The organism is Chryseobacterium herbae, from assembly GCF_025154075.1.
In the GTDB taxonomy this organism is placed as follows: domain Bacteria; phylum Bacteroidota; class Bacteroidia; order Flavobacteriales; family Weeksellaceae; genus Chryseobacterium; species Chryseobacterium herbae.
On the sequence record NZ_JAOAMU010000002.1, the window covers coordinates 270,456 to 284,471 of the forward strand.

The 14,016-nt window shown below is 38.0% G+C and carries 13 protein-coding genes; 10 read left to right on the forward strand and 3 right to left on the reverse strand.

The annotated features are described in order from the left end of the window. The first annotated feature begins 361 nt into the window (after positions 1 to 361). The 6 genes from N0B48_RS07435 to N0B48_RS07460 all read left to right on the forward strand — a co-directional run bounded on the left by N0B48_RS07435 (position 362) and on the right by N0B48_RS07460 (position 7,968). Entirely contained in the window at positions 362 to 1,480 is a 1,119-nt protein-coding gene (locus N0B48_RS07435) for a DNA polymerase III subunit (RefSeq protein WP_259837923.1), read from the forward strand. Between the two features lie 231 nt (positions 1,481 to 1,711). Further along, a complete protein-coding gene (locus tag N0B48_RS07440) occupies positions 1,712 to 2,917 on the forward strand; it encodes a tail fiber domain-containing protein (RefSeq protein WP_259837924.1) in 1,206 nt (401 codons plus the stop codon). Between the two features lie 290 nt (positions 2,918 to 3,207). Next, entirely contained in the window at positions 3,208 to 3,834 is a 627-nt protein-coding gene (locus tag N0B48_RS07445; protein WP_259837925.1) for a TetR/AcrR family transcriptional regulator, read from the forward strand. Then, the gene (locus N0B48_RS07450) at positions 3,818 to 5,137 is read left to right on the forward strand and encodes a TolC family protein (RefSeq protein WP_259837926.1); all 1,320 of its coding nucleotides are present in this window, start codon (positions 3,818 to 3,820) and stop codon (positions 5,135 to 5,137) included. The genes N0B48_RS07445 and N0B48_RS07450 overlap by 17 nt, the downstream gene beginning before the upstream one ends. Before the next feature lie 15 nt (positions 5,138 to 5,152). Continuing rightward, positions 5,153 to 6,256, forward strand: a complete 1,104-nt coding sequence (locus tag N0B48_RS07455; RefSeq protein ID WP_259837927.1) for an HlyD family secretion protein — start codon at positions 5,153 to 5,155, stop codon at positions 6,254 to 6,256. A 134-nt stretch (positions 6,257 to 6,390) separates the two neighbouring features. Continuing rightward, on the forward strand, positions 6,391 to 7,968 hold the full coding sequence (locus N0B48_RS07460; protein ID WP_072922062.1) for a DHA2 family efflux MFS transporter permease subunit: 1,578 nt from the start codon (positions 6,391 to 6,393) through the stop codon (positions 7,966 to 7,968). A 227-nt stretch (positions 7,969 to 8,195) separates the two neighbouring features. Here N0B48_RS07460 and N0B48_RS07465 read toward each other — a convergent pair whose 3' ends face one another. From N0B48_RS07465 to N0B48_RS07475, 3 genes are read right to left on the reverse strand one after another with little or no spacing between them, the layout of a single operon-like run. Further along, on the reverse strand, positions 8,196 to 9,212 hold the full coding sequence (locus N0B48_RS07465; RefSeq protein ID WP_259837931.1) for a TQO small subunit DoxD: 1,017 nt from the start codon (positions 9,210 to 9,212) through the stop codon (positions 8,196 to 8,198). 55 nt (positions 9,213 to 9,267) lie between these two features. After that, a complete protein-coding gene (locus N0B48_RS07470) occupies positions 9,268 to 9,648 on the reverse strand; it encodes a hypothetical protein (protein ID WP_259837932.1) in 381 nt (126 codons plus the stop codon). 17 nt (positions 9,649 to 9,665) lie between these two features. Next, entirely contained in the window at positions 9,666 to 10,580 is a 915-nt protein-coding gene (locus N0B48_RS07475) for an alpha/beta fold hydrolase (RefSeq protein WP_259837934.1), read from the reverse strand. Between the two features lie 462 nt (positions 10,581 to 11,042). On the opposite strand from N0B48_RS07475, the gene N0B48_RS07480 reads away from it, so the two are divergent. The 4 genes from N0B48_RS07480 to N0B48_RS07495 all read left to right on the forward strand — a co-directional run bounded on the left by N0B48_RS07480 (position 11,043) and on the right by N0B48_RS07495 (position 13,995). After that, a complete protein-coding gene (locus N0B48_RS07480) occupies positions 11,043 to 11,849 on the forward strand; it encodes an SDR family oxidoreductase (RefSeq protein ID WP_259837936.1) in 807 nt (268 codons plus the stop codon). Positions 11,850 to 12,210: 361 nt separating this feature from the next. Then, on the forward strand, positions 12,211 to 13,125 hold the full coding sequence (locus N0B48_RS07485) for a helix-turn-helix domain-containing protein (protein WP_259837938.1): 915 nt from the start codon (positions 12,211 to 12,213) through the stop codon (positions 13,123 to 13,125). 4 nt (positions 13,126 to 13,129) lie between these two features. After that, the gene (locus N0B48_RS07490) at positions 13,130 to 13,447 is read left to right on the forward strand and encodes a nucleoside triphosphate pyrophosphohydrolase family protein (RefSeq protein ID WP_259837940.1); all 318 of its coding nucleotides are present in this window, start codon (positions 13,130 to 13,132) and stop codon (positions 13,445 to 13,447) included. Next, positions 13,447 to 13,995: a DNA-3-methyladenine glycosylase I gene (locus N0B48_RS07495; protein ID WP_259837941.1), complete on the forward strand. Its 549-nt coding sequence runs from the start codon at positions 13,447 to 13,449 to the stop codon at positions 13,993 to 13,995. Before N0B48_RS07490 ends, N0B48_RS07495 begins: the two co-directional genes overlap by 1 nt. Positions 13,996 to 14,016: the final 21 nt, after the last annotated feature.

Consider the following 14,016-nt stretch of genomic DNA (forward strand, 5'->3'; position numbering starts at 1 on the left):
TTATTATTTAATGATTGAGATGTGTACTGAAATGATATCAGTAAGTTAATTAAAAATTGACCAATCAAATGTATTGCTAAAAATTATATTGTGTACGATTTAAAATCTGATTTCGTCTAATTGAATGATTGATGTTTCCTATTGGGAAAGTGAACCAAGAGCCAAGAATCAAGATTTTAGATGTCAGATGTCAGATATCAGACACAAGACATCAGACAATAACTCGTTAGCTTAATTATCACCAACCGGTTTCACACCCATATACTCTCAAACCCTCAAACTCTCCAACCTGTAAAACCTTTCTGCTATATTAAATATACTTAATCTTCTCAGTTGAGATAAGATTTTTTATCTTTGGAACATGAATTGGGAGAACATCGCCGGACAGGAAAATCTGAAAAAACTTCTTCAGGAAAGTATCACCGAAAACAGAGTAAGCCATGCACAGCTTTTTTTAGGAAAAGAAGGATATGGGACTTTCCCTATGGTTTTAGCCTATGCTAAGGAGGTTTTTAGCAGAGAAAACGAGCACGCAGCCTCAAAAGTGGAACATTTGAACCATCTGGATCTGCATTTTTGTTTCCCCGTTTTTACCGATAACAAAAATTCGTTAAGCAAAAATAAATTCGAAGACTTCAGAGAAATGATCATGGCTTCTCCGTATGCGAGCTATGACGATTGGACGGCTTTTCTTGAATCTGAAAATAAACAGCTTTTTATTTCTGCTGATGAAATAGATGACCAGAACCAGAAGTTTGCCCTGAAAAGTTTTGAGGGCGGAACCAAAATTCTGATCGTCTGGAGAGCTGATAAAATGAATGTTGCGGCAGCGAATAAATTTCTAAAGTTTTTAGAAGAACCGCCTGCAAAGACGCTTATTCTTTTGACCGCCGAAACAGCCAACGACATTCTTCCGACCATTCTTTCCAGAACACAGATTGTAGAAGTTCCGAGACTCAATGATGAAGACCTGGAAAATTACCTTAAAAAGAATGCCTCAGTTTCTGCTGAAAAAATAAGAGAGATTGTTCACGAAGCACAGGGAGATCTTAATGATGCTCTGAAAATTTTAAACTCCGGACATAAAAGCGACGAATTTGAAAAGCTTTTTATCCAGTGGGTGCGTGATGCATTTATGGTAAAAAAGAAACCTCAGTTCCTTAAAAGTATCATCTTCTGGGCCAGAGAAATTGCAGGATGGAACCGAGAAAAGCAGAAAAACTTCCTGAACTACTGTTCCGAAATCTTCAGACTTGCCCTTCTTCAGAACTACCAGTCTGAGAACCTGGTGTATAAAAAGATAGATGCAGACGGCTTCAACTGGGCCGGATTCTCGAAATTTATAAGTGGAGCCAATATTGAAAGTATTTTAGAAGAAATCAGTACCGCGGATCTTCATCTGACAAGAAATGGAAATCCTAAAATTGTCTGGACGGATCTTGGGATTAAATTATCACGCTACATTCATAAAAATTCTTAGAAAATAAAAGCACAAGGTTTTATTTGAACCTTAATAGCAAAAATATTCATAAAGCCCGATCTGTTTCGGGCTTTTATATTTGTGTTTTTTTACACTTATCTTCATATTGTTTCATTTACTGGTGAAATGTATACACTTGCTTATTGGTGGTCGGCAGAGCTTTAAGGTCGAAGTATATTTATGAAAGAAAAAAACAGATGTGTTTTTTACCCAACCTTAAACCAATATATTATGAGACCAATCAAGACTTCTTTATGTGTATTTTTATTATCCGGAGCTTTCTTCTCCATTTCTGCTCAAAGTGTTTGGACGGGAACTACGACTATGGGAAATGTAGGAATAGGTAATACAGCACCTGTTGCTAAACTGGATATAAACAGTGGCCCTGCCGTTTCGGCTTTGAAGATAAATCATGGATATACCAGAACCATTCCTAACGTGACGAATATTATTGAAGTGTATAACCAAAACTTTAGTCTGCTGAATCCGCCATCGGTTTTAATCAACTGGCTAAGCAAGGATGGAGTTTTTGGGCTTAGATCCTTGTCGAATACAACCAATGAGAACAGGATGGTGTACAACGACAATCTGGGGAATTTAAAATCCTCAGTCATTGAGCTTTATTCCAACCCATATTTTAATAACGGAACTGTAATAAACTCTATCAGACATGTTTCAAAATTGGACTTTGTTAATGCTTATACCGGCGATTCTTTTGGTGGTGTTGATTTAATGTCCAAAGGAAATAATGAGCTTTGGGTGGTTGGTGGTTTAGATGTCATGTTTAATGTAAAGGCTTCTTCTTTCATCACAACCTCAGACAGAAGACTAAAAGATAATATCCAACCCTTAAAAGATCTTTCTCCGAATTTACTCAATATCAAATCTTACTCCTATACGTTCAAAGAGAAGAAAGAAGGGGAAAAAAGAAATGATTCTCAAAAATTACATTACGGCTTCATCGCTCAGGAAGTGGAAAAAGAGTTCCCGAACCTTGTATCTATTGATGAAAAAGGAAACTATGCCCTTAATTATATTGAATTTATTCCTCTGCTGCTGAATGAGCTTAAAGAACAGAAAAGCGAAATCAAAGATCTCAAAGAAAGAATGGCCGCATTGGAAGCGAAGATCAACGGAGTTTCTGAAACAAGAAAAGCGCTAGTAGATAAACCTGCTGCTTCATCATCGTTTTCACTGGAACAGAACGTTCCGAATCCCTTTAATCAGGAAACTGTAATCCGGTTTAATGCTGCCGGAGAAAATGTATCCATCGTGGTTTTTGATATGGGTGGAAGACAGCTCCAATCTATTCCCGTAAAAAAAGGGGAGAAACAGATCAGTATCTCAGCCCGTGCGCTCACGCCCGGAACGTATATCTACAATCTCCAGGCTGACGGAAAATTAATTGATTCCAAAAAAATGATTGTTACCCAATAAAGATCCTGTTTTCATAACAGAAGATCCGGCATGTCAGCCGGATTTTTTTTGTAGTGGACTGAAGGATCTGTGTTCTCTGTCTGTTTTTGGATAAAATAAGATACCAGACTATGCTCATTATTAAAGGAATATAAATAATTTTCACAAATTATCCAAATTAAATGAGCTCCAACTATATTAATTCTCAGTTATTTATCTTGGCTAATATTAAAAGATCATTAAAAAACCAATCAATCGTTTGATTTTTTAAAAATCTTGTGTACATTTGCACCCTGAAAAATAGAATTACTATGGTTTCAAAAGAAGAAAATATATTATTTGCTGCTGAGAAGCTTTTTGCTGAAAAAGGTTTTGAAGGAACTTCCACCAGGGAAATTTCCAAGGCAGCGAATGTAAATATCTCTATGATTTCCTATTATTTCGGATCCAAGGAAAAACTGTATGAGAAATTGGTTGAGTACAGAATGAATGAAGGACAGTTCTTTGCCAAAGATATTCTGGAAAGAACGGATATCAATGATTGGCAGAAGATAGAGAAAGTGGTGGATCAGTTTTCCGGAAGAGTAAGACATCAAAAATGCTTTTACAGAATTATGCAGCGGGAACAGCTTTATACACAAAATCCGCAGATCGTGGAATTTCTCAAGCAGACTAAGATGGGCTTTATCTCCATGTATTCGCAGGTTCTTGAAAGCGGACTTAAAAAAGGAATTTTCACCAAAAATCCTCCCATCTATTTACTTCATGCTACGGTAAGCGGAACTTTATTTTATGCATCCAATGCCAAGGAAATGTACAAAGAGTTCCTGAACGATCCTGACGACGATGAAGTATTTGATGAAAAATATTACACAGAACTTAATAAACATATAAAATATTTACTAAAAGACCTTTTAGGTTATGAAGAGAATAAATAACTCGGTGTTCGCATTATCCCTGTTTATGGGAATTGCAGCCATTAATGCTCAGGAGAAAAAACAGCTCACTCTCGACGAAGCCGTGCAGCTGGGAATCCAGAACAGTAAAAACCTTAAGATCGATGCCGCCAAGATCGAAGAAGCTACGGCAGATCTTTTGGAAGCCAAAAACAGACAGCTTCCGGAACTGAAAGTGTCAGGAAGTTATATGTATCTTCCCATCAAACCCACAATTGATCTAAAGATTGGTGGTGGTTCAGGAGCAGCAGGAGCAAGTCCGGATGTACATCAGGTGGCTTACGGAACCGTTAATTTAAGTGTTCCAATCTACAGCGGTGGAAGAATTAAATATGGTATCCAGTCTGCAAAATATCTTGTGGAAGCTTCAAAACTAAGCACCGAGAATGATAAAATAGCGATTGCTTACAACGTTGCTCAGGCTTACAATAATTTATTTAAAGCTAATCAGTCCATCAAAGTTTTAGAGGAAAACCTTACCGCTTCTCAAAAGAGAGATGAGACTTTTCTTAAACTTGAAAACAACGGAGTGATCGCAAGAAACGACCGTTTAAAAGCAAACCTTCAGACTTCAAATATCGAATTGCAATTATTGGAAGCCAAAAACAACTACAATATTGCCAATATCAATATGGATCTTTTGTTAGGTATTTCTGAAACTACAGAAATTGAAGTGGATCAGAATTATATCGATGAAGGTTCCGAAGTAAAAGCTGTTGATTATTACGTCAATGAAGCCAGAGAAAACCGTAAAGACTTACAGGCTTTGGCTCAGCAGAGAAAAGCGGCCGAGCTTGGTTCAAAATCGGCAAAAGCTGAAAACCTTCCTTCAGTAGCATTTACCGGAGGATATGTAGCGGCAGACGTTCCGAAAGTTCTTACTGTTTACAATGCAGTGAATGTGGGAATAGGAATTTCTTATAATTTGTCCAATATCTGGAAAGAAAATTCTTCATTAAGACAGTCTCAGGCAAGAGAAAAGCAGTTAGCAGCAACGGATGAATTATTGAATGATAATATTAAGCTTGATGTAAACAGAGAATATCAGAATACAGATTACTCCAAAAAGAGAATATCAGTCTATGAAAAAGCTGCTGAACAAGCTAATGAAAACTACAGAATCACAAAAAATAAATATGACAACGGTTTGGCAACCATGACCGAACTTTTGGATGCCGACGCCGCTCAGATTGCATCAAATGTAGGAGTTATCAATGCAAAAGCAGATGCAGCACTGGCTTACAGAAAACTATTACAAACTACAGGAACTTTAACATTTAAATAAAGATTAAGACCAAAAATGGAAAATAATAATACACCAGTAATTGAACCTAAAAAGAAAAAAAGTTTAGTTTTCCCGATTATTTTAGCGGTTGTCGTTGTGGTAGGAGGAATTTACGGGTACAGAACATATTCTTACGGACAGCTTCACGAAGAAACGGATGATGCACAGATTGCTTCCAACATGAGCCCTGTCATTTCTAAAGTTTCAGGCTATGTGACGCAGGTAAAAGTAAAAGATAATCAGTTTGTAAAGAAAGGAGATACTTTGGTGATCCTGGACAACAGAGACCAGAAAATGGCTTTGGTACAGGCTGAAGCAGCATTAACGACTGCAAAAAGCAATATTTCAAACGCACAGGCTACTACTACAGCAACGTCTAAAAGTATCAATACTTCAGAAGCAGCTGTAACAACGGCCAATGCTCAGATAGAAGCAGCGAAGGTCAACGTTTGGAAAACCAATCAGGATCTGAAAAGATATTCCGTTCTGGTAAAAGACCACTCTATTACTGAGCAGCAATATGAGCAGGCTTTGGCAGCAAAACAATCTGCAGACAGACAATTGCAGGTTTTGGTAGATCAGAGAAATCAGATCGCTCAGCAAACGAATGTAGCGTCTTCCCAGACTGCTGCAAGTTCTCAGCAGATTAGCGTGGCAGGTTCCGTGGCTAAGCAGAGAGAAGTAGATGTGGAAAATGCAAGACTGAATCTTTCTTACACCATTATCCTTGCTTCGGAAGACGGATTTGTAGGAAAAGTTCCTATCCAGGCAGGACAGTATTTACAGGCGGGATCTCAGTTATTCAGCTTAGTGAAAAACGACCAGAAATGGGTAGTAGCCAACTTTAAAGAAACTCAGGTTGATAAAATGGTAGAAGGTCAGAAAGTGAAAATCGAGATCGATGCTTTCCCGGATACAGAATTTGACGGAGTGGTAAGTTCATTCTCTCCGGCTACAGGTTCTACGTTCTCTATTCTTCCTCCGGATAACGCGAGTGGTAACTTCGTGAAAGTAGTACAAAGACTTCCTGTAAAGATAGACTTCGTAAAACTGGACCCGAATATCGCTAAGAAGCTAAGAACGGGAATGAACGTGAAAGCAGAAGTTTCGCTTAAATAATATTAAAACTGTGAAATAAGTGAATTGTCAATTTTGCTGATGCAAGTCAATTGCTGAGGATAACATGAGATTGAAAATTGACAAATGAAGTTGATTAACCATTGACAATTCACCTTTTTACATCGTAAAAAACTATGCAAGATTCATTAGTAGAATACGGAGCCCGAAGAGTGATCATTACGATCACAGCTATTCTTTGTGCTTTGCTGGAAATTGTGGATTCCACGATTGTGAACGTTGCCCTGAACGAGATGAAGGGTAACCTGGGATCTACCCTTTCCGAAGTGGGCTGGGTAATTACAGCTTATGCCATTGGTAACGTGATTATCGTACCCATGACAAGCTGGCTTTCCCAACAGTTCGGACGACGAAATTACTTTGCAGCTTCTATTATCATTTTTACCGTATTCTCTTTTTTATGCGGTAATGCAGATAATATCTGGGAACTGGTATTTTTCAGACTCTGTCAGGGGATTGGAGGTGGAGCCTTACTGGTAACATCACAGACCATCATTACGGAATCATATCCTGTTGAAAAAAGAAGTATGGCTCAGGCTATTTATGGTTTGGGAGTCATTATTGGTCCTACATTGGGTCCGCCATTAGGAGGATATATTGTAGATAACTTTAGCTGGCCTTATATTTTCTATATCAACATTCCTATCGGGATTGCGGCCACTTTAATGACATTACAGTTTATAAAGAGCCCGAAATACGCTGAAAAACGTAAAGCTTCGGATGTAGACTGGTTAGGAATCGCTTTATTGGCCGTTACAGTAGGTTCATTACAGTATATCTTAGAAAGAGGACATGAGGAAGACTGGTTTGCGAGTGGATGGATTGTCTTATTTACAGTATCAGCAGTTTTAGGATTTATATTATTCCTCTGGAGAGAACTTACTTTCAAGTACCCGATTGTAGAGCTGAGAGTTTTAAAAAACAGTAATTTAAGGATTGGAACCGCCATGTCCTTTGTATTAGGATTTGGTTTATATGGTTCTACGTTTATCGTTCCGTTGTATACCCAGAGTATTTTAGGGTGGACGGCCTTAGAATCAGGAGCATTAATGATTCCTGCGGCATTAACAACCGCCTTCATGATGCCTATTATTGGAAAGTTACTTTCAAAAGGGGTAAAACAGCAGATCTTAGTATCTTTAGGATTATTTACCTTCTTCGTTTACAGTTTCTGGGGGTATAAAATTTTAACTCCGGACACTGGTAAAGAAGCATTCTTCTGGATGTTGATGGTGAGAGGAGCTGGATTAGGATTATTGTTTATTCCGATCACCTCATTATCATTGAGTACACTGAAAGGTCAGGAAATTGGTCAGGGAGCAGCATTTACAGGGATGATGAGACAGTTGGGCGGATCTTTCGGGATCGCAGCGATCACAACATTTATAGCCAATGCCAGCCAGAAGTACAGGGTGAATCTGATTTCACATTTAGACTCCAATGATTTTGATGTCCAGCAGAGATTGAATGGATTAAAAGCAAGCTTTATGGCGAAAGGAATGACTCCTGATGGTGCCATGAACGCAGCTTATAAAATGATGGATATGACGGTCACCAAACAGGCAACAGTACTGTCATACATGGATGTTTTCCTTTATTTAGGAATTGCCTTCTTAATTTGTATTCCGTTTATCTTACTAGTAAAAGAGCGAAAGAGCAAAGAAAAAATAGATTTGAGTGAAGCCATGCACTAAATCAGTTGAAATAGAAAACCTCCGGAATTTCCGGAGGTTTTTTTTTGTATAATTTTTATGGAAAGAAGATGCTTCGACTCCGCTCAGCATAACATTTCTAATACTAACTGGTTTTATGCGCTGTCATGCTGAGCATAAACAGAATGTTTACGAACGAAGTTCACGAAGCATTTAAACTTAATATTCTTAATCACTTAAAGAATCTTAATGTTTCAATTTTAAGTTTCTTACTTTACGCCCGCAGTCCATTCAATCCCACTGATATCGATCAGCTTTACCGTATGAATCTCTTCTTTTTTCACTTGAATATCATGGAGACTCACCGTCAGATCAGCCTTTGAACCCAGTGGAATAATCAAACTGTGTTTCCCCGGTTTTACTTTCGCTACATAATGATTTTTAATATTTTCTTTAGGAAACTTTGCAAGATCCTTGAGGTCTAATGCCTTTAAAACAGTTCCGTTTTTATCCAGAAACTGAATTCCGATCAGAAAAGAACCGTACACATCCACGCCCTGCGTCCTGTACACTTCAAATGTCAGATCCGAAGCAGTCACTGAAACGTTGGAAATTTCAATCTTAGGTTTTACCGATTTATTATGAAGCGTTCCCCAGACCCCGCCATGGAAATATTGGTTGGTATACAGCGTAAGCCCGAAAATAAAAGCAGATCCCGCCAGCACAAGCGTTTTCGGTTTCGATAAAGGAAGCACACCGGAACCCAGCCACAGAAACCATTTTTTGTGAGTGAAGGCCTTATTTTTTTTTATGAAATAATGATCCAGTGAGAAAGGACCGCTTCCGGTAAGGAATAAAACAAACCCGCCCGCGATTCCTAAAACGCCGATCTGCCATTCATCCAGACACGTCGTTCCGATCCAGCCCGAACCGAGAAGAATTCCCATAGCAAGACCGAAAATTCCGAGGCTCATTAATCTTGTAAATAAACCTAAAATAATGAACAGGCCTACAACAGCCTCAATAAGGGTAAAGGTAATCATTGATGTTTCCAAAGCATCGGGGTGGGTAACCAGATATTCAATAATTGGTTTTATTCCTAAGGCATTAGGCAGAAAATGATTGAATTTTTCACCGATATATCCGGCTTCATCGGGAATAAGTTTGTTTTCGAGGACGAGTCTGCGCCAGAATGCTGAAAAATAGGTCCATCCGATCACGAGACGGAGTGATAAAGTATAAAGTCCGGCCAGATCATAAGACTGGCTGTCTGAAGTATGTTTCATTGAAATTGTATTGTATTAAAAGACTGTTTATAGAAAATTTGATTCAGATAAAAATCTAAACCACATGTAATTTCAATCTTTTAAACAGGATGTATTTCGGTGGACTGTTTCCGGTGGTTGTTCCGGAATACTTGTTTTGAAAACGGATTATTGTTTCCTCAGGCAATCGAGTGGTGTCTGTAAAGTACTTTTTCTCCTTAGATTTTAAAACACTTTTTGAAGCAGAAGCTCTGCCTGAAAAACGTTCCGTTGCGCTGTCACAAGAATAGGATTGAACGGAGTCTGTAGTTTTTACTTTATTTAAACCACTGATATATTGAACATCAAAAATACCGAGAAGATCTCTTTTCACAGAACACGGCGATAATGAAAAAGCCAATATAAGCATCATGATGAGTGCTTTATAGTTTTTCATAGAGGTTCCCGTGGTTCGCATGTTTACAAAACTACATTTTATTTTAGATTTCCACCCATGAATTGTAAAAATTCATCCTGTTGGTCAACAAAGAGATAGTGGGAACAGTTATCAATACTCTTAAAATGATTTTTGCCGACGATGGTTTTCATATCGTTGAGCTGTTTCGTAGAAAATATGCCATCATCTTTTCCATAAACAGCAAAAATTGGGATTCCGTGTTTTTTAATTTCTTTCAAAACAGAAGTATTGTCCAGGTTGTTCTGAGATTCATTTTTATAAAACTTCAGCGGTGATTCCTGGTTTCTGAAATTAGTGGCATAAAATTCACCGGCTTCATATTCCTGTCTCAATTGCTTACTTTCCTGAGTAGGAGAAGGCATATTGAAGAAATTCATTTTACTGGCCATTTCATAGCATCTCTTCCTGTAAGCAGCCGAGTTTTTGCTTAAATTTTCAATCTCAGTAATCTCCTGAAGCTGTGAAGGATCATTTTTGAATTTCTCTTTAGCCTGTTTTAAAATATGATCATAGGTTTCCTGCTGAGAAAATAATGCACCGGCTAACGTCAGTGAACTTACTTTTCCAGGAAACTGTTTTGTGAACAGGGTTCCGATAATTCCTCCAAAACTGTGAGCAAGGATATTGGCTTTTTTAAGGTGGTACGTTGCATAGATTTGGTTGAGGTCTTCAAAACTTTCTTTAAAAGTCATGGTGGCATGGTCATCTTTTGATCTTCCTTCGCCGCGCCTATCATAAACAATCACATAAAACCCTATATCTGCAAGCTTTTGAGCGGTAGTTCCTTCAAACAGAGTAGCATTTCCGCTGGGTCCGCCATGGATGAAAATAACAGGTACGTCTTTTGGGTTGCCATAAGCTTTGGAATACAGATTCTGGGCCTCAACAGCACTGACAATCACTGAAAATAGAAGTAATAAAAGCTGTTTCATAGAGCCTGGTTTTTTATTTTTTCAAAAGTACCTATTTAACCTGAGTTCGAAATAGGATATTTATGTTTTTTAAGGAAAGGAAGATGAGGTGCCGAAATACGGGTTTGAGAGAGTTTATTAATTTTGGTTGCTAGTTGCTAGTTGCTAGTTGCTAGTTGCTAGTTGCTAGTTGCTAGTTGCTGGTTTATGAGTTGTTGGTTGGTAGTCTTAAGCTAATAAATGATTGTCTAATATCTGATGTCTGGTGTCTAACATCTAGCATTCCCCATTCACTTGCGAAGCAAAATTCACCATTGACGTCCTTTATTCCGGTTGAAAGTCTGATGTCTGATATCTAAAAAAATATCTTAATCCAACTTCCAACTATTTATTACCTTTCGTCAAAACAGCTACAATCAAACTCAGTTTGGTTACTTTTAAATCCTGAATTCTCAGGAATTTTGCAGTATAAAATTTACTATAATGCAAAAAACAATTTTTATTACAGGAGCATCATCAGGTTTAGGAAAAACAACGGCTAAACTATTTCAGAGCAAAGGCTGGAACGTTATTGCAACGATGAGAAACCCGGAAACTGAAACCGAGCTTACCCAACTTGAAAACGTAACGGTTCTGAAACTTGATGTCACCCATCCACAGGAGCTTAATGAAACCGTGAATTATATTCTTGGCAACTATAGCGTAGATGTAGTTCTGAACAATGCCGGATATGGATTAATAGGGCCTTTGGAAGCTTTTACTGATGAGCAGATTAAAATGCAGATCGAAACGAATCTGATGGGAGTGATCCGTATCACGAAAAGTTTTACGCCTTATTTCAGGGAGAAAAAGAACGGTGTTTTAATTAATATTACCTCAAGTTTTGGATTAATAGGTTTTCCTACGTGTTCTATTTACAGCGCAACAAAATTTGCCGTTGACGGATTCTCAGAATCTATGGGATATGAATTGGCACAATTCGGAATTAAGGTGAAAATTGTAGCTCCGGGAGGCATACAGACCGATTTTGCGGGACGGTCTTTGGATGGAGCCGCGCATGAAGCGTACGGACAGTTAGTGGCAAAAGTGAGTGAAGGATACAGCCCCGAACAGATTTCAAATTATTCAAAACCGGAAGATATTGCCAGGGTTATTTACGAAGCCGCCACGGATGGTAAAGATCAGCTGAGATATATTGCAGGAAAAGATGCCAATGCTTTGTACGATGAGAGAGCTGAAACGGGAGCTGAAGCTCAGGTGCAGAGAATAAAATCAGATTTTGTATTTTAGAAACAAATAGGTGAATGGTGAATAGTGAATAGTGAATAGTGAATTCGCTACGCTTGTGAATTTTATCATGATATTTTTAGAATTGACAATTAACCATTGACTTGCGAAGCAAAATTGACATTTTGAGTCAATCGTGAATCCGCTGTGCTTGTGAATTGTATCACACTATTTTTAGAATTGACAATTAACCATTGACTTGTGAAGCAAAATTGACATTTTGAGTCAATCGTGAATCCGCTGTGCTTTTGAATTTTATCAGCGTATTTTTAGAATTGACAATTAACCATTGACTTGCGGAGCAAAATTGACATTTCCCTCCTCCTGACAAACAGTTGTCACAATCTCAACTTATATTTGTATTATGAAAAATACCACATCTCCGGTTCATTTTCGTTCGCTGTCGGCTTTACATGAAGCGATGGGGATATCAGCACCACTGCATCCCTTAATCAGTATTATTGATTATGGAGAGACCCGTTTTGATCCTAAAATTTTTGAAAACGGGACAAAATCAGATTTCTATAAGATTTCGTTTAAAACAAAATTCAATGGTAAAATCAGATACGGACAGGGATATTATGACTTTGAAAATGGTGGAATGTCTTTCGTGTCGCCGGGTCAGGTTCTTAGAATGGATAATGAAGAAGCGGATTACAGCGGGATGTCTTTACATATTCATCCGGATTTTATCAGACCTTATTCCCTCCTGAAGAAAATTAAAGAATACAGTTTTTTTTCCTATTCGGCAGCGGAAGCATTGTATCTTTCGGAAAAAGAGAAGAAGACCATTAAGGATGTTTTTGACAATATTCAGAATGAGCTGAATGAACGAATAGACCAGTTCAGTCAGGATGTTATTATTTCCCAGATAGAATTATTGCTTACCTACAGCAATCGTTTTTACAACAGACAGTTTATCACCAGAAAATATGTGAATACTAATTTACTGTCTAAAATGGAAGATCTTCTCAATGAGTATTTCGACAATGAAAAAGGAGTAAATGCTCTTCCCACCGTAGAATATCTGGCGTCACAACTTAACCTTACTCCGAGATATTTAAGTGATATGCTTCGACATCATACCGGACAGAATGCGCAGCAGCATATTCATCATAAACTGATAGAAAAGGCTAAAGAATATCTTTCGGAATCTCAGTTTTCGGTTTCTGAAACGGCTTACCAACTGGGTTTTGAACATCCGCAGTCGTTCAGTAAATTGTTTAAAAAGAAAACAGAACTTACTCCCAACGAATACAAACAATCGTTAAAAAAATAAAATAATGGATCAAAATAATCTCGATGAAATCATTAAACGCTCTCTTGGAATCAGAGAAAGCTATCATGAATTGGAACGCCAGCACCACGGAACTGAATGGACTTTGGAAGAGGATGCGCTGGCTTATCTTACCGATGCAGGATTGGTGGGCAGAGATATTATGTCTCATCAGAAAAGATGGCTTAAAAAAGATTCCGATGCCGAATTAAAGCATAAATTGGGTGAAAATATCTGGTGGCTGATCGTTTTGGCAGATCGTACCGGAATTGATATTAAAGAAGCTTTAGACGAGTTTTTAACCAAAACAGAAAAATTATTTTAATGAGTTATTGTTTAGCTATAGAGGGAATGCAGCCCGAAAGCAGAAAAGAACTGCATAAAAACTACCACGATCATTATTACGGATTTCCAATCCACGATGACAATGAACTTTTTGGCAGGCTAATCCTTGAAATCAATCAGGCAGGTCTCAGCTGGGAAACCGTTTTAAAGAAAGAAGAGCGTTTCAGAAACGCTTACAACAATTTCGATATCCACACTATCGCAGCCTATACGGAAGAGGACAGAGAAAGATTGATGAACGACAGCGGAATCATCAGAAACCGCCTGAAAATAAATGCTGCTATTGAAAATGCAAAAACCATCATAGAACTGCAGAAAGAATTCGGATCTTTTGAAAAATGGCTGGAACATCATCACCCGAAAACGCTTCAGGAATGGATGAAATTGTTCAAGAAGACTTTTAAATTTACCGGCGGAGAAATCGTGAATGAATTTTTAATGAGCACAGGATATTTGAAAGGAGCCCACGCCGAAACTTGCCCTGTTTATCATCACGTGTTGGAACAGAAGCCCCTTTGGAAGGAGTAGATTTTGAGTTTGAGAGGTTTG